Origin of the sequence: Flavobacterium piscisymbiosum (assembly GCF_020905295.1) — a bacterium.
GTDB lineage: Bacteria > Bacteroidota > Bacteroidia > Flavobacteriales > Flavobacteriaceae > Flavobacterium > Flavobacterium piscisymbiosum.
The window spans coordinates 1,542,146-1,563,529 of record NZ_JAJJMM010000001.1 but is presented as its reverse complement, the minus strand read 5'-3'; the positions used below and the strand labels follow the sequence as shown (position 1 = coordinate 1,563,529).

The following is a 21,384-nucleotide window of genomic DNA, read 5'->3' as shown; positions in this document are numbered from 1 at the left end:
ATTTTATTTACAATGAGATTTCCCCTCTCAAAGCCGTTTCGAAAACATTTTTAAAATCTTCTTTTGAAATATTGTGACCTAACAAATACATTAATTTTGTAATTGCGGCTTCGGTAGTAATGTCTTTTCCTGAGATAACGCCAAGAGATTTTAAGGCAGTACTGGTTTCGTATTGTCCCATATTGACACTTCCGCCGGAACATTGTGTTACGTTCACGATGTGCAAACCAGACTGAATGGCTTTCTGAATCAAATTCAAAAACCAATCTTCGGTTGGGGCGTTTCCTGAGCCGTAAGTTTCCAGCACGATTCCTTTTAAATCTTTGATAGCCAGAATCGACGACAAAACAATTTCGCTCATTCCGGGAAACATTTTTATGATAGCAACATGATTGTCAAGGTTTTTATGAACAATCAAATTGGCATTTTCTTTTATAGGAAGAAATAAATGTCTGTTTAATGTAAGATGTACGCCAGATTCTACCAATTCAGGATAATTTGGCGCTGTAAATGCTTTAAAATGTTCTGCATTTACTTTTGAAGTTCGGTTACCGCGGTACAATTTATATTCAAAATACAAACAAACTTCGGTGATGACCGGTTTTCCGTTTTCCTGAAGAGACGCAATCTGAATGGCCGTAATCAGGTTTTCTTTAGCATCGGTACGCAAATCTCCAATTGGTAATTGCGATCCTGTAAACACGACTGGTTTTGCTAAATTCTCAAGCATAAAACTCAATGCAGAAGCTGAATATGACATGGTATCTGAACCATGAAGAACAACAAATCCGTCAAAAGAAACATAATTTTCTTCGATGATTTCAGCAATTTTTGTCCATTCTGCAGGATTCATGTTCGATGAATCTATCGGATCTTCAAATGAAACAGTCTCAATCTCACAATCTAATTGTTTGATTTCGGGAATTTTTTGCAATAATTTTCCAAAGTTGAACGCTTTGAGCGCACCTGTCTCAAAATCTTTGCTCATACCGATAGTTCCTCCGGTATAAATTAGCAATATTTTAGCTTTAGATGACATCCTGGTATTTTAATTTATTGACAACGGGATTCGCATACATCGATAAAAATCCTTGTCTGGTAACAGGATTATCGCTTCCGATACGCATTTCTAAACGACGCTCAAAAAGTGATTTTTCACTGTCTTTGTATAAATGTGAGAATTTATTCGTTTCGTTTAAAATGTCGTAAGCTATAAAATTCGTTGGCCATAATTGATAATTCTTTAAAACCGAATCATCAATAACTTGTGCCAAAGCCTGAATTTGTTTGTTGGCATTGTCATTTTCTGCCACAATCTGATCAATTTCAGTATCGAGAACATCTCCAACAGAAATGTGTATTCTTTTTTTGGTTCCCATAATACCACTTAAAATGGTCATGAAATCCTCATTTTTTTCTTTAATATAAACTTCGTTGTTTGCTTCTGCCATTAATTGTGGCATTTTCAGCACATCTGTAGGATCATATTCGTAGGAAATAGAAACCGGAACGATCTTTAATTTCTTAAAATAATCCATCAAATTGGCTTCGTCAGAACCCATTCCGATCATTTTAAGGACTCCCGGATTGGTTTCGTCATTTCCGTCTTTCGTACGGCCTTCTCTTTGTGCGATCCAAACTGAACGATTTTCGCGAAGCAACAACTGACCAATATATTCAGATAATAATTTTGAACTTTGCAGCATTTCTCTTGGCGTTAAACCTCTTAAAACCAAAAAGTTTCTATTCAGTTTTGCCAAAGTGCTCAGAAATGCTTTTTTAACCAAATTGTCTCCAATTGCCGATGCTGTCATGACTAAACCATGTTCGAAAAGGCAAACGTTTAATAAGGTTGTATCTAAAAGAATGTCTCTATGATTAGAAACAAATAAATATGAAGTGTTTTTTTCCAGTTTCTCGAAACCTGAAGTTGTAAGTCCTTCGGAGCTTTTCTCCAGAACTTTTTGTACTGTGTTATAAATAAAGTTGCATTGAAAATCACGTATCGAATGTGTTTTCTTCAATTGCTCTTTCCAAACTTGATCTTCTACTTCCGGAAAAGTAAAGTTCATCATGGCTTTCATCATCGGATGATTGGCAACACCATGAAGGGCTTCATTTATTTCAGAATCATAAAACGGTCGAATGGCATCAAATCTCTGCATTATTTATATTGGTTTTAAGTGGGCAAAAGAACAAAAAAAAAATTAAACTATTGTAAGGTATAAATTAAATCCCGAAAACGTTTACAGAATTTTGTGTTGTTCGTTGTGCAATTTCCTCTTCAGAAACATCATAGAGATCTGCCAATTTAGAAATAACATTTACCAAATAACTGCTTTCATTGCGTTTTCCGCGATACGGAATTGGCGCTAAATAAGGAGAATCTGTTTCTAAAACGATATGTTTCAAATCGATTTGATTTAAAAACTGATCTATTTTTCCATTTTTAAATGTTACAACTCCACCAATTCCCAACTTCATATTGTAAGATATCGCCTGAAGTGCCTGTTCGTGCGTTCCTGAAAAACAATGAAAAATCCCAAACAAATCATCTGATTTCTCTTCTTCGAGCACTTCAAAAATCTCATCAAAAGCCTCACGACAATGTATTACGATAGGCAATTTATATTGTTTGGCTAACTGAATTTGCCTCTTGAAGGCGATTTGCTGCTCTTTCAAATGTGTTTTATCCCAATATAAATCGATCCCGATTTCGCCAACGGCATAAAACTTTCTTTTTGCCAGTTCGGTTTCTACGTGTTTTAACTCGTCTTCGTAATTATCTTTCACGTAAGTGGGATGCAAACCCATCATCAGGAATACATTATCAGGATAATTTTGTTCTAAATCGTACATAGATTGCGTTGCAGCAGCATCAATAGCGGGAATAAAAAAGCGAGTTACTCCTGCATTTATGGCTCTTTGCATCATTTCGTCGCGATCCTGATCAAACTCTTCAGAATATAGGTGTGTATGTGTATCGGTAATTATGGGTGTTGAATTCAATTGTTTAATTTTTAAAGGTTCAAAATTACGACAATATTAAAAACTTTCCCAATCTTGACGAAATGGCACACGGATAGCACGGATTCACTTCGTGAAAACGCGGATGTGCACGGATTTTTTGTTGCTTGTTTATTATTCTATCGCCTTCCTTTGTCAGGATGATAACATTGTGTGTAAACCTTTGTCAAAGTTTGAACTTTGACAAAGGTGGTTCCGTTTAAAAGAATGTTTAAAAAAAATCTGTAAAATCCGTGTTTTCACGAAGTGAATCCGAGTCATCTGCGTTCCATCTCGTTGCAGGAATTCGACTTCGCTCAGTCTGACAAAGCAAGTGATAAAAAAAACTATTTCCCTGTTTTAGCAAATAATACAGCACGTTCAAAAACTTCATCTTTTCCTTGCTGAACACCTAAAATCGTTGGCTTAACAGTAATGTCAGGAACAATACCTATACGCTGGGTTTCTTTTTTATTAGGATAAAAAACACCCGAAGATGTAAAGCTGGAATCAAAACCTTTTATAATAGTGAAAAGATAATTTGGTCCGTCAGCCCCAGAAGTTTGAGTACCGATAACAGTCGCGTTTGGTGCTGTTTGAAGGCTCATTGCTGTTTGTTCGCCAAAACTATGTGTTCCTGGCCCAACCAAAACAATTACTTTTCCTTTGTAATAATCTGTATTGATTTTTCCACATTCCTGCATCACATTATTAAAATAATAACGCCCCGGGTAGCTTAAATCCTGATATAACGACCTTAAAATTGGTTTTGGCTCTGAATTTAAATAGTCACTCACTAAAAAATCAGTCTCAGTTGGTCTTGCTCTAACATCAAAAATAATACTTTTGGTATTTTTTAGCTCTTCCATCATTTGGGGAACATCTCCTTTTGGTACTTTAGACATTCTGATTAGACCAATATTCTGGTCTAAAATTTCCCATTTTTTTGTACTACTTTTTGGCGGTGTACGCTTGATTTTTTCATTTGGATAGCGATGCACTTTTTTTACTGAAGTTACATTATCTCTAATAAACTCAATTTCAAATTCATCGTCATTTCCTGTAAACATTACAAAATTTGCATTAATGGCGGCTGCCGGTTTATTAGAACCTTGCGAATATTTTGAAAATTCTTCTACTTTATCTTTAATGCTTACGCCATCAAGTTTAGTAATAATATCGCCAATTTTTAAATCGTCTATCTTTGCCAGAGAGTCATTGGCTAAGTTTATAATTACAGATTTATTCTTTACAAATCTGGTTGAGAAAGCCGGATATTTCTCGCCGCCCAAATATTTAAACATATCCATATTAATAGTTGCGGCGTGCGAATCATTAAGTTTCATAGAGATTTCGCGCATGGCAAGTAAAAACTCTTTTTCAGACTTTGGATTGGCGATCTGTGGTACTATTTCAACCAAAGCTTCATCCCAGTTTTGATCCATTACATATTTGTATGGAAAGAAATACTCTACGTAATTCCAAAAGCGATATAATGCTAAAAGTCGTAAATTTTTATCCGTCCATTGAAATTCGGCATATTCCGGTTCATTTACAAATTGCAGCGGAACAGTTTCTTTTCCATCGCGATTTACATAATAGTTTGCGCCCTGAAATCTGTTTTCAGTAATAAATTTCAATTTCTTTGAAAGATTTTTAGAAAACAATTTATCTTTTTGTGTCCAGTCTAAACTGAAATTTTTATCAAAATAATCTCTTTTAGGATCATCAGCAAGCGGTTTGTTCACCGGAACTTCACCTAATTCGTCTATCCATTTTTCTATTACTAATGAATATTCTTCTTTAGTTGAGGCTTTTTCTATTTTAGGCAATACTTTAAAAAGCTGTTCATCCCAATTTGTTTTACCTGCCGCAACAACCGGATGATAGTATTTTAAGAAACCCCAAACTTTACAGGTTGCGGCAAGTTTTTCGTTTTCTGTAATTTTGGCTTGGCCAAAAGTAATTTGTGAAAGAAATAAGAGAAAAAAGAAAGTAATTTTTTTCATTCAATAAAGGTTAAAATTATAAATAGTTTTGGGTTTGTTAGTGGCGCTTTTTTGCGTAAAAAATTCGGATTATTTCCCTGTTTCAATAAATACCAGGGCACGATCCAGAACTTCATCTTTACCTTCCTGAATACCTTTTATAGTAGGTTTTACTTCAATATCAGGAACGATGCCTATTCTTTGCGTTTCACGCTTATCCGGATAGTAAACTCCAATCCCCGAATATCTGGTATGAAATTGTTTAAAATCTAATTCTATTACATTTCCATCTGCTCCTGCGGTCTGACTTCCAATGATTGTTGTGTTTCCTGCAGTCTGAAAACACATAGCTGTCCATTCTGCCTGACTTAGAGATTGTTCATTAAGCAGCAATACCACTTTACCTTTATAATGGTCCTTATTTTCAGAACCGCACATTGTTCCTTCTGTCCATTTAAATTTTCCCGGATAACTAAAATCAGGATAGGTATAGATTACAAAATTTTGTTCGTGGGCATTTAAGAATTTAGAAATATCTTCATAAGTTCCTTGCGGATAATTTCTCATATCAAAAACAATTGCTTTGGTAGATTTTAATGCTTCGATCATATCCGCAACATTTGGTACTTTTAGCGTTCCCATGTCTACATAGCCAATATTATTATCCAGAACTTTAAATTTTTCTGTTTTTTTCTTCTTTGCTCCTTTTTTAAATTCATTTCTGTGCGAATCATGATAATCAAACCATGTCATTGCTTTTGTTGTGTATTTACCGTCTTTAAAAAATTCAACATTCACATGATCTGAATTTCCGCTTAAGATTTTTCTAAGCACCTTATCCAAAAGTACCGGTTCATTTGAAGCTGCGTACAAATCTTTGTATTCATCTATAAGTGCCGGAATTGTTTTGTCATTTACTTTTGTAATTATATCTCCTATTTTTATATCATCGGCCTGAGCCAGACTGTCTCCTAAAATTTCGGTAACTACCAATTTGTTATCAATTATTTTGCAGGCAGCAGGAAAGTACCTTCTGTAATCCTCAAGTTTACTATGCTGGTACATTACAAATTCAACATGACTGTCGTCAAGCTTAGATGACATTTTTTTTGCTATTGTGTAAAACTCATCTTCATCTTTTGCTGCGAGAACTAAGGAAAGTGATTTTTCTAAAGTAACATCCCATTTTTGATCCATTAGGTATTTATACGGAAAAAAATATTCTACTAAATTCCAGTACGCAAACATCCAAAGTATTCTTGAATTTTTATTGTCATACTTCAAATTAAAATAATCTCCGTTTTTAAGAGGATTATATCCGGGACCAATTTCTTCATCGGTTTGAAATCGGTTATTTTCTATAAATTTTAATTTCTTAGAAAGTTTTTTCGAAAATAATTTAGGGCTATTGAACCAACTTAAATCAAAGTTTTTATTAAAATATTCAACACCTTTTGGTGCAATGATAGGAGCAATTTCTATTACCGGGCCAAGATCATCAATCCAGTTTTCGAGAACTAATGAGAATTCTGCCTGAGTTTGTGCTTTTTCTATTTTTGGTAAAATTTCAAGAAGTTGGTTGTCCCAATTCACCCCTCCATTGGCAACTTTTGGGTGATAATATTTCAAAAAGCCCCAGACTTTACAAGTTGCTGTAAGTTTTTCGGTCTCTGTGATTTTGGCTTGAACTAAAGTAATTTGTGAAAAGAATAAGAGAAAAAAGAGGGTAATTTTTTTCATTCAATAATGGTTAGAATTATAAATAGTTTTTGGTTTGTTGGTGGTATAAATTAAACCCGAATGTAGTATAAAAATTTTAAATGTGTTTACGGCTTTACGTAAAAAGTCTTTTCTAATGCGTTTTGGTCAATGGCACGCGGATGACACGGATTCACTTCGTGAAAACACGGATTATCGCGGATTTTTCTTGTTGGTGAGGTTATCTTTGATTGAGCGAAGTCAATGGCACGCGGATCACACGGATTCACTTCGTGAAAACACGGATTATCGCGGATTTTTTCTTGTTGGTGTGGTTATCTTTGATTGAGCGAAGTCAATGGCACGCGGATCACACGGATTCACTTCGTGAAAACGCGGATTATCGCAGATTTTTCTTGTTGTTTGAGCATATTTGTCAAGGTTTTAAATTTTAACGAAGGTTGTTGCAAAACAAAAAAAATCCGCAAAGTATTTTACCTCTTTGCGAATCTCTTTGTATTCTTTGTGTTTTGTGAAATCCCAACTTAATCCAGTTCATCTAACAGATGTTCTACTTCATCGTAGTTTTCATAATCCTGCGAAATGGTTTGCAAGACTTCCTTACACTCTTTATATTTCTTTTGTTTTAGTTTAGACAAGGCAAGATTCCATTTTGCTTTCTCCTTATAAACAGATGTTCCTGATATCAATTCATTAAAAACGGCTTCGGCTTTTGGATATTTGCTTTCTTCTAATAAAGCAATTCCATAAAAATATTCCATTTCAGGTGTTTTGTTTTCTTTTAGAATTTCCTCAAAAAGCGGAATTGCTGCAGCATATTTCCCATCGTTGAATGCGGTTTGTGCTTCTTTTAAAGTTGCATTTGTATCACCTCTTTCTACAAACGAAGCTGTTTCGGGATTATCATAATCGGCAAAAGTTGGATTATTATAATCAAAAAAGAACAAACCAAATAAAACAATAATCGATGCGGCGGCGGCATAATACCACGGACGCATTACAACTACTTTTGGCTTATTGGTATTGAAATGTTTGTCTGAAATCGTGGTTAGATTTGCTTTAAACGCTTCTCTCTCCTCTTCGTGTTCAAATTTGGTTGTAAGGCGTAACTGTACTTCTTTGAAAGTTTCAAATTCCGAAGACAATTCATGATCTTCAGCCAATTGTTTTTCAAAACTATCTTTTTCCTCAACAGTCATTTCTCCGTGAAGATATTGATCGAATAATATATAGCGTTCCTCGTTCATGACTAATTATTTTTTTAGCGATTTAAAATTTTTGGCTTCCTGAATCCACTGCGTTAACTGCCCCACACATAACGATTTCTTTTTTCGAACGTAACCGTAAGTTACATTCAGTTTTTCTGCCACTTCTTCCATAGTTTTAGTGGTGAAACTCAGTTTTAACAACTCCTGACATTTATCTCCTAATTTTAGAAACATCGTATCAAAAAGCTGCTGTTTTTCATCAAATTCTTCTGTGTGAGTAATCAGTTCAGATGCAGATTCATTCATAGATAAAACATCTTCATTAATTGTTACCCCTTTGTTCGATGTTTTTTTGAGTTCGTTCAGCCATTTTCTCTTACACAATAAAAAAAAGTACGCATCAAACGGGCAAGTTAACTGTAGTGTATTGGCTTTGGCCTGATTAAAAAGTAAAATCATAATTTCCTGAACCACATCCTGTGCATGTTCTTTATCACCTGAATTATTCATAATGAACATCACCACTTTTGGAACAAACTTTTTGTAAATCGTCTGAATAATTGCCGAGTCATTTGCCGCAAGTCCTTCAATATACATTTGATCAGGATGAATTTTCGTTTTGCCCATAAAAAAAACTTTTTGTAGCTAATTTAAAAAACAATTGTAAATAAATTTCACAATATAGGGTAACAATTAACATATGAGGTTGATATAACGTAACAAAAGTCTTTTAGCATTAATAAAATGTAATGAGAGATGACCCACAGATTAAACGGATCAAAACAGATTGTCACAGATTTTCTAATTATTGAAATTTAAAATTCATGGAGTTTGCGGCAAAACCTTTTCTAAAAACAATAATAAAAATTAAGAGAAATGGAAACCTATCAATTTATAAACGAAAAAAATCTGGATCAGTTCAACCAAATGATTTCTGCCAAAACACGCAATGGTTTTGTAATCACAGAACATAATGAGAAACTGCCTTACGTGGTTTTATCCAAAGAAAAAAAGGCAATCAGGCATTCTCTTCATTTGTTTCTTACCTGTATCACATTCGGTCTTTGGGCGATTGTATGGATTTATTTAAGTATTACGCTTTCGCGGAAGAAAAACATTCTGGTTGCCATAGATGAAGACGGAAATTTATTTGAAGACAAATGCCTTTCAAAAGAAAATTAAAAAAAAATTAAAAACAGGGGTAACAATTTTATACGCCAGTTGATATAACATCAGAACACCAATAGAAAAGAGAATTTTTAAAACCAAGGGTAACAATATCAAACCCAAATTGATATAAGAATATAAAACTATAATTAACCAAAATCTGAAAACCACCTGAAACCATCAGGACAGATTTATAAAACTAGAAATTATGAACACAAATCTTAAAAAAATCGGACTTTTATTTTTATTAGTTATCACCTTCATCAGCTGCGACAATGGCGATGACAATAATACAGACAATCTTATTTTGCCTCCAACAGCAGCAGCTTTTAAAAGCATTCGCGAAAAAGGAGTTTCAGCAAACAAACAAAAATTTACCATTACTGCAGGAACCGGTGTCGTAACCATAACATCTGCAAAAGGGGTTAAATTGAACATCAACGGAGATTGCCTGACCAAAAACGGAGTTGCCGTAACCGGAGCTGTAGACATCGAATATATCGAACTTTTCGACAAAGGAACTATGTTAATCACTAACAAACCTACAATGGGAGTTATGCCTGACGGAAAGAAAAACTTACTGATTTCAGGCGGAGAATTCTTCATCAAAGCCACGCAAGGCGGAGTGGAACTTAAAACTTCTTGTAGCATGAACTTAATCGTACCAACAGCTTTAACAGACGGACTTGACAATGCAATGACTTTATGGAATGGTACAATCGATGATAATGGAGAACTGGCCTGGAGAGAGAACAAACCAAATGCTGACGGAACTGGCGGCGGAAAAGGTGGCGTACAAGGTGAAGGAGCAAATTATTATGTAACTTTTGGCAACTTTGGATGGACAAATGTAGACCGTTTTTATAGCGATCCAAGACCTAAAACTACCCTTCTTGTAGGTGCTCCTACTGGATACGACAACAACAATAGCGCCGTTTACCTATCATACGATGGCGAAGGAACAAATGCATTAGCAAAATTAGATACTTATACGCCTGCAGGATTATTCAGCGAACACTATGGTCAAATTCCGATTGGTTTAAAATGTCACGTGATTTTTGCAACCGAATCTAATGGTCAATGGCGTTATGCAATCAAAGCCGTAACCGTTGCTGCCAACGATGTTTACACCTTTACTTTAGCCGAAACAACAGTCGGCACCGAAGCTCAACTGATAGCGGCAATCAATGCTATTCAGTAACTTACAAAATACTTTTAAGAAAAAGTGGTGATTTGCTCATCACTTTTTTTTACATTTAATCCAGTTTTAAAATTAATTCTGATGATTTTCAGAAGCTAATCCTGCTATCCGCTATATCTTTTCCTTCCGCCGCAGCGGACACAAAAGGATATCGCTCCTATCAGGGCTAAAAACCACTAGTTATGAAACCACTATCATCTATTCTCTTTCTTCTTTTTTCTATCTTCTCTTACTCACAAACCAAAGTAAAAGACACCATAACCCGTAGAGCTAATATCGTTTTTATACAAAACGGAAATGCGGTTACTTACAAACCCGAAACCCCGCCATTGATACCAATTGCAGGTGCGCCAAAACCCAGTTATTCATATTTATGGGAACTAGGCGACGGACATTACAGCAAAGAAGCCGAACCCAAACACGTCTATAAAAACAAAGGAACATACACCACAAGACTTGCCGTAACCAACAATTACGACAACGGAAAACCTCCTGCGACACGACCAAAAAAAGTAGCTGTCAACGATATTACCGATACTAACTATAAAGATATTACCTCAATAGCCGACCAAAACGGATTTGCGATCCTCAAAAATTGCGATCCTATTCCGGAGCAGGAAATGGTAGTCGTAGTAGGTTATCAAAATCTGGAGAATTATGTATCGAGCGGAAAGCTTTATTTGTTTTATAATGAAAAGCAATTTAAAAGTAACAATTTCGAACTAACAGACTTTCGAACCTATGCAAACGAACGTGAAATAAAAGAAAAAACAATTGCTGCTGTTACTGATCTTGATGATTCTAACAATTATCTGGCTTCCGCCGAAAGTAATTTCAAAACCAAAAAATACCGAAACACCACCACCGAAGAAGATCTCGACGCTTCACTATTAGACGCTAATAAAACCTATCATAACGTTTCGATCTTAGAATTTGATGATGTAAATCCTAACGAAACACACAATGTTTTTTATACGTTTAAAACCACTCCGCAAATGATTAAAGATACCAGCGCAACGGTTACAATGCGAGGGATTTTTGTACCCAACAGAAGTTATAAAAACCACAAAATAAAAAATCTCGAAATGGAAATCGTAACTTCTCACGATCCGAACAAAATGGGATCTAACGGAAGTTTTATGAATTATAGATTAGTTCGTTTTAAACGAGTAAATTTCAAAACCCGTTTCCAAAACAACGGCGAAGGTCCGGCAAGAATGATTCGCTTAGAAACGGATGTTCCGGATATGTTCGACAAAAAAACATTTAAGGTCGAAGATATGTATCCTAAATGTCCGATTTGTCCAAAAGATGAAGTTCCTACTGTAAGTTGTTTGGATACCATTATCAAAAAAAATCAAATCTTTTTTACGTTCAAAAACATTTATTTACCCGGAAGCGAACAAAAAAATGTACACGAAAAAGATTCTACCAAAGGTTTTGTAAAATACTCGATGAAATTTGCCGAGGATTTTCATAAGGTAAAAACCCGAAGCAGAACGGCGATTATCTTTGATAAAAACGAACCCATAATTACCAATTACGCCACCACCCGATTCCTTCCCGGAATTTCGATTGGTGCAAAAGCGGGGTATAATGTATATCCTGATCTCGAAAAATCGACTAGTTATTTTGTGGGCGCCACAATTTCGCCTTTTAAATCGTATCGTTTTTATTGGCAGGCCGAATGGCTGAACGCCATTAATAAATACGAAAGTGCTGCAACAGTTGTCGATCAAAATGTGGTAAACCCAAATGGCGTAAAACAATTTCAACGCACGACAACAACCACAGAAAACAAAAGTGTAAACTGGGAAATTCCGGTTTTGATTCGATACAACATTAATAATTATATTGGTGTTGGTGTGGGAGTCCAGACCAATTTTGATGTTTCGTCTGAACAAACTACCAACAAAAAAATTGAAAGTTTCGAAGGTGGAACCGATCAGTTTTTAATGGATACAAGAACCGAATCAAGCTCAGTCAAAAATTCGTTTGTGAATCTTAAAACCGGACTTTTATTTGACTTAACATTAGGTTTCGCTAGAATTGGACCGAGTTTAGGGGCGCGCTACGTGATGAATTTTGAACAGAATTTTAATTATTTTCAGTTTTACGGGATATGGAAGTTTTAATTTTTTTTCACCATATAAGTTATATAAGTTCATATTATTTACTTTGTTTTATTAAATACAAATGTCACCCTGAGCGAAGTCGAAGGCTTATAGAAAAGGTCTTCGACTTCGCTCAGACAGACAAAAGCATATCAACATAATTGTAATATGCACTTTATGCCTTAACTTTAAAATTATGCGTACCAATATAATATGAACTTATATAACTTATATGGTTTAATCTTTCTTTTTATAAATCTGAATGTTTTCGGACAGAGTCAGGAAGATAAAATATACAATGCAGTTGATGTTTTTGTTGCTCATCCTTCCGTGAAAGCGTTACAAAATTTAACCCATCTTGAAACTGATTTTTGGAGAAATCCAAAACCAAAAACCAAAGATGAATTATTAGCGATTGTAGTTCTAAACTGCAATCAAGCCTATTATGAAAACCAATTCGGGCAAACCGAAAAAGCGATTGCAAGTTACGAGAAAGCCTGGCAGATTTATCAAAAAAATAAACTTAGCGATTACGATATCATCGAATTTTGCCTAAAACCTCTTGGCAATTTATATACTATTTTGGGCGATTATGACAGCGCCGAAAATACCATTAAGCAATACTTTTTCATCATAAATACTTCTAAAAACTATCCAGACGCTCCAAAACAAAAGTTTGCTGCGATTTTGAATTTATCGAATGTGTATCAGAGTTCCGGCAAGATTTCTCTGGCGATTGAATTATTAAAAAACACTTTAAAAACAGAAAAATTATCGAATTCTCAGAAAGGGATTTTATTGAATAATCTGGGGAATAATTACGTCCTGAGCTCAGCTGGAAATTTAATGCATCCTGAAATTTATCAAAAAGCTGAAAATGCTTTTGAGTCTGCCATAAATTATTTAAAAAATGAAAAGCAACAATCAGAAACTTTATCCAATTCTTATCGAAATCTGGCAACACTTAACCGTCAGAGACAACAATTTGATGTCGCGGATAACTATTTAGAAAAAGCAGAAAAACTCGTTATAGAGATTCCGAATCAACAACCTCGAAAATTGGCAAAATTGTATTATGAAAAAGCATTGCTTCTTTTTGATGAACGAAAATATGATGAAAGCGCGAAACAGATTCACGCTGTTTTTAAAATTTTAATTCCGAATTACAATTCGAAAAATATTCTTCCTAATCAAAATCAATTGTATGCAGAAACGGTCTTAATTGATGTTTTAGATTTACGGTCCGAATTATTTTTCAAACAAAATCAACTCAAAAAAGCTCTTGAAGCATTTAATCTTTCTTTTCATATCGAAGATGCATTCATGAATGGTTTGGTTTATGAAAACTCTAAAATCATAACACAAATCAGAGCACGAAATCGAACTGAAAAATGTCTTTTGATTTATGATCGATTGTACAAGGAAGAAAGCAAAATTGAGTATATAGAAAAAGCTTTTCAACTGGCTGAAAAAACCAAATGCGGAATATTAAAAAGCTATCGTTCGAATATTAAAAGCGCCTCCGTGAAAGAAAAACAGATCTTACAGCAATTTCAGAATGTCAATAATACTATTATAAAAGAGCAGCAAAAAGGAGATTTTGCTAATATTTCAAAAATAAATCAGCTTATAAAAGAACAAAATGAACTGATGCTTTCGCTGAAGAAAATGCAGTCTGAAAACCCGGATTATATTCCTGGAAATTGCGATATAAAGTCTTTATTTTCAAAACTGGAAAAAGATAAATCCGTTATGGTTTATTATTTCATAGGAAATGAAAATTTGTTTTATTTCACTTTACAAAACAATAGAATCAATTTTAACCATTTTTACACGGCACATAGATCCATGCTCGAAATTGTAAAATTTATTGATTATTTCAATAGTGCTGATGTGATTACCAACAATATTTCCGGATATAATCATTATGGAAAAAGAGTTTATGATTTATTGAAATTACCATCAAATGTCATCTATAAAAACCTCATTATTGTTCCTGACGGAATTTTGAATTTCCTTCCTTTCGAAGCTTTAATTACGCAAGAATCATCAACAACGAATTTTGCCAAAATGCATTATTTACTCAATGATTTCAAGATTGCTTATAATAATTCGGCTAGTAATTATTTGAATTCAAAACCGGTTTCAAAATCTGAAAAAACTGTTTTGGGGATTTTTCCCGTTTTCGAAAAGACAGCTTTTGAATTGAGTTATTCGAAAAAAGAATTGCAATCTATTCGAAGTAATTTTAAAGGAAAATATTTAGAAAATGCAGCAGCAAGTTTTTCTAATTTTAAAAATAATACCAATCAATATTCGATTTTGCATTTGAGTACGCATGCTTCTTCGGGCGATATTGAAACTCCGGCAAGCATTAAATTCTATGATCAGGAAATCTTGTATTCTGAATTGTACAACCTCAACATCAATCCGGATTTGGTGGTTTTAAGTGCCTGCGAAACCGGAATTGGCAAACTCTATAAAGCCGAAGGTGCGATGAGTGTGGCTAGAGGTTTTCAGTTTGCCGGAGCACAGAATTTATTATTTTCTTTATGGAAGGTGAACGATTATACAACATCGGTTTTTATGGCTGATTTTTATAAAAACATCAAAAATGATGTTCCGTATTTTGAGGCAAACACGAATGCAAAACTTGCTTTTTTACAGGATAAATCAATCCCTAATGCAAAGAAATCACCTTATTACTGGAGTTCGTTTGTGTATTACGGATCTGTTTCGGCAGAAGAAAAATCGACAAATTATATCTATTACATCATTAGTTTATTGACTGTAATTGGTTTATTTTTGGTTTTCAATCCCTATCGAAAATGGAAAATCTTCACGAAGTTCTCAAAAAAGAGAAATACAAAAAAATAAAATTCAAGGTTACCAAAACGCAACACCTTTTAATAAAAGCCAAAATTAATGGGGTTTCAGGAAATTTCATTTTAGATACCGGAGCTTCGAATTCCTGTGTAGGATTTGAAAGTATTGAACGTTTTGAACTGAATGCAAAAAAATCGAAGACCAAAGCTTCAGGAGCTGGAGGAACTGGTATGAAAACCCAAATTTCGTCTCACAATAATTTGCAACTTGGCAGCTGGAAAAATCAGGATTTCAATCTGGTTATTTTTGATCTTTCGCATGTTAATGAAGCTTTAGAAGCTTATAAAGCTAAGCCCGTTCATGGCATCATTGGTGCTGATGTTTTATTGGAAGGGAAGGCGATTATAGATTATTATAATCATTATTTGTATTTGAAATAAGAAATTCCAACTTTTTAAAATTCCAAACGTTAACCATTTCTGGTTTCAATAATTGAATTCTCAATTATTTAACAATAATTAATTTAGACTTATTGAAAGCGTGTTTTTTGTATATATTTGTTAAACAAATTTAACAAACCTATACGTATAAAAAAAACTCTACTTTTTTTTCTTTTATTGTTTACTAATGTTTTTTACGGTCAAATAAATGATCTTATGGGCTGTAAAAGTTATCCAATATTTGATTTAACATCTCAAAAAACAGCATTGTTAGGAAACTTAAATCCAGCCGAAACTACTGTTAGTTTTCATTTAAGCCAAACTGATGCAACCACTAATGCTAATCCTATTCCGAATCCAACGGCGTATGTTTCTGAAACGGTCAAAACAATTTACGCGCGAATTGATAATAAAGGTGCTGTTACAACCAATTATTTTAAACTTGATTTCAATCCTGACTTGTTATTTATATGGACAATTCAGCCAATAAAATGTACAGGCGAGAAGGCAGTACTTGATGTTATAGCCCATGGAGGACAAGGTCCTTATTATTATTCTATAGATAATGGTCAAAATTATACTAATTATAATCGCTTTTTTAATCTTGATCCAGGTACATATTACCTCTTTGTAAAAGATGCTGCCAATTGCAGGCCTCAACCTGCTGTAATACAAATTTTTCCTGCTACGAATCCTTTAGTGGTATCAGTTACGAACACCAAAATTGCAGAGTGTGCAGCTGATTATAAATCGACCATAACTGTTGCTGCAAGTGGTGGCCAGGGTCCTTATTTATATTCACTGGATAATTCTTATGAATATCAGGAAAGCAATATCTTTTCAGGAACACCCGGAGCACATTTTATTCAAACTTTTGATAAGTCCGGATGTATCGTTACTACTAATTTTACTATCGAATCGCCTGCTGAATTGGCTGTCACTACAAGCATTACAAAAGCTGCATTTTGCGGAGGAATGGATTCTGTGACTATTAATGCAACCGGAGGAAAAGCTCCTTATACTTACTCTTTTACAAAGGGAGCAACATATTCTGATATAAACACAAAAGAGTTGCCTCCAGAAAATTATACTTTGTATGTTAAAGACAGCAATGGTTGTGTTACAACAAAAAATATCACAGTAGAACGATATAATTCTACTTTAAATTCTTCACTATCTTTCAAACAAATTTCGTGTTTAAATGATAAAGGATGGATTAAAGTTCAAACCATTGGCGGAGTACTTCCTTATAAATATTCATTGAACGGACTTCCTTATGAATCGAATAATACTTTTAATGATTTGGTTCCCGGAAGCTATAATGTAAGCACAAAAGATGCTTATGGCTGTGTAATCACTTCAAATGTTGTTATAAATTCTTACAGTCCTATAATTGGAGATGCTGCAGTACAAGCTGTAACTTGCTTTGGTTCAACTAACGGATCAATAAATGTAAATGCATCCGGAGGAACGTTTCCTTTAAAATATTCTCTTAGCAATACTTCAGGACTAATTATACCACAATCTACAAATAATGTTTTTAAGAATTTGCCTGCTGGTCACTATACAGTTCAAATTATTGATACAAACGGATGTCTGCTTTCAATAGAGGCTAAAATATCTGAACCCTCTATTTTAGAAGCATCCATTCTTACGGAAAATCGCGATATTACCATTAATGCCACTGGAGGCACAAAAAATTATGAATATTCACTTGATGGAGTTAATTTTCAATCAAGTAATACTTTTACAAATTTAAACTATGGAACTTATCACGTTTCGGTAAAAGATGAAAATACGTGCCTTACTACCTTGACTACAACTTTAAATCCGCCAAGTCCTTTATTAGATGGAAAAACCGTAATTATAGCAGATTTCAAAGCCGGACAAACTTTAGGTGATCTTGTTGTAGAGGGGCAAAATATTAAATGGTATAGCTCAGCTAATTCATCAACTGGTAAAACAAGTAAATCTGCCGAAACTAGTTTGCCTTTATCAACAGTTTTAGTAGATGGTGTTACTTATTATGCCTCACAAACTATAAACGGAATCGAAAGTAAAGAGCGTCTTGCTGTTACCGTAAAATTAAATGGATCGCTATCGGCTCCTGATTTTGTTTTACCAAATTTCAAGTATTATCCAAATCCTGTTCAACATACTTTAATAGTAGATAATACGGCTAACATTGACGAAATCGAAATACTATCTGTTTCCGGAAAATCTATTGTAAACAAAAAAATAAACAATACTCATTCTGAAATTGATTTATCACATGTTGCTTCCGGGTTTTATTTCTTAAAAGTAAAAGCTGAAGGAAAAGTAAAAACATTTAAGATTGTGAAGAAATAACGGTATTAAATTCCAATAAAAGAAAATCCAAATTCCAATTTTAAGAACTTTGCTTAAAAAATTCCAAATGGACTTCTTATAAAAAAAAATCCCAAACTCCTTAATTGGAATTTGGGATTTTTTAGTTTTAAATTCCTCCAAAAAATTGGAATTTGGATTTTCTTTTATTGGAATTTCTTAATGAGTATGTTTAGGATTAAAACCGTCCTCACTTAATTCTGTGTGCTCATAATCAGCAACCATTTCAGCTTCGTAATCGATTTTTTCTCCTTTAGATAATCTTCTGATGATACCTTCCATTATTTGGTAGATTACAGGAACTACGATCAGGGTTAGGAATAATGAAGAAATTAATCCTCCGATAATTACCCAGGCCAATCCATTTTTCCATTCAGCTCCTGCTCCGGATGCTAATGCAATTGGGAACATACCAAATACCATCGCAATTGTTGTCATCAAAATCGGACGTAAACGAGCGTGATTCGCCTGAATTAATGCCGTTCTGATTGATTCTCCTGCTGCTCTTCTCTGGTTGGTATAATCGACCAACATGATCGCATTCTTACACACCAGACCAATCAACATGATGATACCTAAGATCGTAAAGATATTTAATGAGTTGTTTGTTAATGCTAAGGCTAATAAAGCACCAATAAATGATAATGGAATAGCAAATAATACTACAAACGGGTGAACGAAACTGTCGTACAAACTCACCATTACAAGGTAAACCAAAATAATTGCGGCTAATAAAGCGATTCCTAAAGTACCAAACCCTTCAGATTGGTTTTCCTGATCACCACCCCAGATATAGTTTACTCCGGCTGGTTTTTTAAGCTTGTCTAATTTTGCCTGCCATTGCGTTACAATTGTTCCTGACGGAACCCCAACGTTTTGTCCTTTTACGGTTACAGATGCTGATTTGTCTCTACGCTCTAACTGGCTAGGTCCTGAACCTTCTGTAATATCTGCAAACTGAGACAATTTGATTTGTTGTCCGGCTGCATTGATGAAAATCAAGTTACTTACGTCAGTAATACTTTTTCTGTCGAATGCATTGTATCTGATGTTGATATCGTACTCGTATTCTCCAGCTCTGTATTTACCATCTGTATTTCCGCTAAAAGCAGTTTGCATAGTCAAACCAACCGTTTGAAGTGTTAATCCTAAAGCCGCCATTTTATCACGGTCTACTTTAACATTTACCTCAGGATTTCCATCCTCAACAGTTAACTTAATCTCTGTTGTTCCCGGAATAGTACGTAATTCAGCTTCAGCTAATTTAGCAAATGCCATAGCACTTTCTGTAGACGGACCTGTTACGATTAATCCTAATGTAGCATCTTCAGCAGTACCTAAGATACCTACTGGAACTGTTTTTACTTTTGCTCCAACCAATACTTTTTCAAGTTTACGTTTGATTTTTGCAGCGTAAACGTTGGCGTCATCTGTACGATCTTTTTGTTCGATCATTTTTACGTCAATCTCTGCTTTGTAAGCTGTAGCTTGCGATGCTCCAAAACCTTCTGAAGTTTGTCCTACAGTTGTAATTTGGCTATGAACATATTCCTGAGCTTTTAAATAAGCTTCAGCTTTTTGTGTCATAAAGTTCGTTTGTTCTAACGAAGCATCTTTTGGCATTTCGATCTGAACTAAGAACTCACCACTATCAGATGATGCGAAAAATTCTCCTCCAATAAAGCCTCCAAGCCCAAAAATTGATCCAAAAAACAATATTAATACAAGAATAATAGTTTTACCATAATTATCCAGACACCATGTTAATAGCTCAGAAATCCAGTTAGTGAAACGTGTTAAATAGCTTTCGAAACCAAGGATAACTCTTCCAAAGAAATTTTTTCCTTCAATATGTTCCAATTTACCATAACGAGATGATAACCAAGGAATAATAGTAAATGAAGCTAAAAGTGACAATAAAGTAGATATAATTACCGTAACACAAAATTGCGTAATGATATTAGAAACCAATCCTGAACTCATTGCGATTGGCAGGAACACTACCACAATTACCAATGTGATCGAAGTTACCGTTCCACCAATTTCGGCAGTACCGTCATAAGAGGCACGAATTTTATTTTTACCCATCTCCATGTGTCGATAAATATTCTCGAGGACCACAATTGCATCATCGACCAGAATACCAACCACAAGAGATAATCCTAATAAACTCATTAAGTTTAGGGTGTATCCCATTAAATAAATACCAATAAAAGTAGCGATCAACGATGCCGGAATAGACACCATTACGATCAGCGAGTTTCTAATACTATGCAGGAAGAACAACATTACTAATGCTACCAGCACTACCGCAATTAATAAATCGTGCACTACAGAATCTGCTGCTTCAAGCGTAAAAACAGTACTGTCTTTTGCAACTTCTAATTTTAACTGGTTTACTTTATAATCTTTTTCAAGAATAGCAATTGTTTTTAATAATTGCTCACTTACCGCAACCGCATTCGCATCAGATTGTTTTACGATTTGTAAAACGATCGCACTTTTTTGATCTACACGTGATATTTTTTCAGCAATTTTTTGCGTATCCTGAACATCGGCAATATCACTTAAACGAACCTGAATTCCGTTTTGAGAAGAAACTACTAAGTTTCTTAATTCATTAACACTTTTATATTTACCCGCTAAACGAATTAATATTTTTTGATTACGAGTCTGGATGTTTCCTGTTGGGAAATCTAAGTTCGAAGTCAAAATAGTTTGTTGTACCTGAGGAACAGATAATCCGTAACCCTGCATTTTTACAGCATCAAGATTTACCTGAATTTCACGCTCTGAACCACCAATAATATTTACCTGAGCGACACCTTGTACACGAGATAAAATAGGCGCAATTTTTTTGTCAATTAAGTCATAAAATGCTGCTTCGTCCATTTTCCCGTTGGCACCCAATGTCATAATTGGTAAATCACTCAAAGAGAATTTAGTTAACGAAGGCGGATCTGCATCATCTGGTAAATCACTAATAATGGCGTTAATTTTACGCTGCGCATCATTCAATGAGAAATCGACTTTTGCGTTTGATGTCAGTGTAATCGAAACGATAGATAAACTTTCGTATGATTTCGAGTCAATTTTTTTAACGTTTTCTAAGGATGCAATCGCATCTTCTATTTTCTTCGTTACCGTGTTCTCGACCTCACTTGGAGATGCTCCAGGATAAACAGTAGAAATTGTAATAACGTTTTGTTCAAATTTTGGGATCAGCTCATAGCCTAACTGGCTGTAGCTAAACAATCCACCAAGTATTAGAATTGTAAACAATACAATTACTAACGACGGACGTTTTATGGATATTTCGGCTAATTTCATATATTTTGCTTTAGGCTG

14 protein-coding genes are annotated in these 21,384 nt (G+C 34.5%); 6 read left to right on the top strand and 8 right to left on the bottom strand.

Going from position 1 to position 21,384, the window contains the following annotated elements; all coding sequences use genetic code 11:
- Positions 1-7: 7 nt before the first annotated feature.
- The 7 genes from LNP81_RS07010 to LNP81_RS06980 form a co-directional block, all read right to left on the bottom strand.
- Complete coding sequence (locus LNP81_RS07010; RefSeq protein ID WP_230034526.1) at positions 8-1,039, bottom strand: asparaginase; 1,032 nt, start codon at positions 1,037-1,039, stop codon at positions 8-10.
- Positions 1,029-2,165 (bottom strand): 1-acyl-sn-glycerol-3-phosphate acyltransferase, encoded by a 1,137-nt coding sequence (locus tag LNP81_RS07005; RefSeq protein ID WP_230034523.1) that lies wholly within the window; start codon positions 2,163-2,165, stop codon positions 1,029-1,031. Before LNP81_RS07005 ends, LNP81_RS07010 begins: the two co-directional genes overlap by 11 nt.
- Positions 2,166-2,229: 64 nt before the next feature.
- The gene (locus LNP81_RS07000) at positions 2,230-3,009 is read right to left on the bottom strand and encodes a TatD family hydrolase (protein ID WP_230034521.1); all 780 of its coding nucleotides are present in this window, start codon (positions 3,007-3,009) and stop codon (positions 2,230-2,232) included.
- A 344-nt stretch (positions 3,010-3,353) separates the two neighbouring features.
- A complete protein-coding gene (locus LNP81_RS06995; RefSeq protein WP_230034519.1) occupies positions 3,354-5,015 on the bottom strand; it encodes a S41 family peptidase in 1,662 nt (553 codons plus the stop codon).
- 69 nt (positions 5,016-5,084) lie between these two features.
- Positions 5,085-6,734: a S41 family peptidase gene (locus LNP81_RS06990; protein WP_230034517.1), complete on the bottom strand. Its 1,650-nt coding sequence runs from the start codon at positions 6,732-6,734 to the stop codon at positions 5,085-5,087.
- A gap of 503 nt (positions 6,735-7,237) precedes the next feature.
- The gene (locus LNP81_RS06985) at positions 7,238-7,960 is read right to left on the bottom strand and encodes a tetratricopeptide repeat protein (RefSeq protein ID WP_230034515.1); all 723 of its coding nucleotides are present in this window, start codon (positions 7,958-7,960) and stop codon (positions 7,238-7,240) included.
- Positions 7,961-7,966: 6 nt separating this feature from the next.
- The gene (locus tag LNP81_RS06980; RefSeq protein ID WP_230034513.1) at positions 7,967-8,548 is read right to left on the bottom strand and encodes an RNA polymerase sigma factor; all 582 of its coding nucleotides are present in this window, start codon (positions 8,546-8,548) and stop codon (positions 7,967-7,969) included.
- Between the two features lie 249 nt (positions 8,549-8,797).
- Between LNP81_RS06980 and LNP81_RS06975 the strand changes: the two genes are divergently transcribed.
- The 6 genes from LNP81_RS06975 to LNP81_RS06950 all read left to right on the top strand — a co-directional run bounded on the left by LNP81_RS06975 (position 8,798) and on the right by LNP81_RS06950 (position 18,018).
- Positions 8,798-9,103, top strand: a complete 306-nt coding sequence (locus LNP81_RS06975) for a DUF8108 domain-containing protein (RefSeq protein WP_230034511.1) — start codon at positions 8,798-8,800, stop codon at positions 9,101-9,103.
- A 193-nt stretch (positions 9,104-9,296) separates the two neighbouring features.
- Positions 9,297-10,289 carry a hypothetical protein gene (locus tag LNP81_RS06970; protein WP_230034510.1) on the top strand — a complete coding sequence of 331 codons (993 nt, stop codon included), beginning with the start codon at positions 9,297-9,299 and terminating at the stop codon, positions 10,287-10,289.
- A gap of 182 nt (positions 10,290-10,471) precedes the next feature.
- A complete protein-coding gene (locus tag LNP81_RS06965; RefSeq protein WP_230034508.1) occupies positions 10,472-12,424 on the top strand; it encodes a DUF7849 domain-containing protein in 1,953 nt (650 codons plus the stop codon).
- Positions 12,425-12,616: 192 nt separating this feature from the next.
- Positions 12,617-15,280, top strand: a complete 2,664-nt coding sequence (locus LNP81_RS06960) for a CHAT domain-containing protein (RefSeq protein ID WP_230034506.1) — start codon at positions 12,617-12,619, stop codon at positions 15,278-15,280.
- Positions 15,232-15,669 (top strand): retropepsin-like aspartic protease, encoded by a 438-nt coding sequence (locus tag LNP81_RS06955; RefSeq protein ID WP_230034504.1) that lies wholly within the window; start codon positions 15,232-15,234, stop codon positions 15,667-15,669. Before LNP81_RS06960 ends, LNP81_RS06955 begins: the two co-directional genes overlap by 49 nt.
- A gap of 216 nt (positions 15,670-15,885) precedes the next feature.
- A complete protein-coding gene (locus LNP81_RS06950; protein ID WP_230034502.1) occupies positions 15,886-18,018 on the top strand; it encodes a T9SS type A sorting domain-containing protein in 2,133 nt (710 codons plus the stop codon).
- Positions 18,019-18,195: 177 nt separating this feature from the next.
- Here the strand turns inward: LNP81_RS06950 and LNP81_RS06945 are convergent, their stop codons facing one another.
- Positions 18,196-21,366 (bottom strand): efflux RND transporter permease subunit, encoded by a 3,171-nt coding sequence (locus tag LNP81_RS06945; protein ID WP_230034500.1) that lies wholly within the window; start codon positions 21,364-21,366, stop codon positions 18,196-18,198.
- Positions 21,367-21,384 lie beyond the last annotated feature (18 nt).

Coding starts and splice junctions, on each gene's coding strand:
- LNP81_RS06990 (WP_230034517.1), bottom strand. CDS start 6,734: ATGAAAAAAATTACCCTCTTTTTTCTCTTATTCTTTTCACAAATTACT.
- LNP81_RS06995 (WP_230034519.1), bottom strand. CDS start 5,015: ATGAAAAAAATTACTTTCTTTTTTCTCTTATTTCTTTCACAAATTACT.
- LNP81_RS06950 (WP_230034502.1), top strand. CDS start 15,886: ATGGGCTGTAAAAGTTATCCAATATTTGATTTAACATCTCAAAAAACA.
- LNP81_RS07005 (WP_230034523.1), bottom strand. CDS start 2,165: ATGCAGAGATTTGATGCCATTCGACCGTTTTATGATTCTGAAATAAAT.
- LNP81_RS06965 (WP_230034508.1), top strand. CDS start 10,472: ATGAAACCACTATCATCTATTCTCTTTCTTCTTTTTTCTATCTTCTCT.
- LNP81_RS06985 (WP_230034515.1), bottom strand. CDS start 7,960: ATGAACGAGGAACGCTATATATTATTCGATCAATATCTTCACGGAGAA.
- LNP81_RS06980 (WP_230034513.1), bottom strand. CDS start 8,548: ATGGGCAAAACGAAAATTCATCCTGATCAAATGTATATTGAAGGACTT.
- LNP81_RS06975 (WP_230034511.1), top strand. CDS start 8,798: ATGGAAACCTATCAATTTATAAACGAAAAAAATCTGGATCAGTTCAAC.
- LNP81_RS06955 (WP_230034504.1), top strand. CDS start 15,232: ATGGAAAATCTTCACGAAGTTCTCAAAAAAGAGAAATACAAAAAAATA.
- LNP81_RS06945 (WP_230034500.1), bottom strand. CDS start 21,366: ATGAAATTAGCCGAAATATCCATAAAACGTCCGTCGTTAGTAATTGTA.
- LNP81_RS07010 (WP_230034526.1), bottom strand. CDS start 1,039: ATGTCATCTAAAGCTAAAATATTGCTAATTTATACCGGAGGAACTATC.
- LNP81_RS06960 (WP_230034506.1), top strand. CDS start 12,617: ATGAACTTATATAACTTATATGGTTTAATCTTTCTTTTTATAAATCTG.
- LNP81_RS06970 (WP_230034510.1), top strand. CDS start 9,297: ATGAACACAAATCTTAAAAAAATCGGACTTTTATTTTTATTAGTTATC.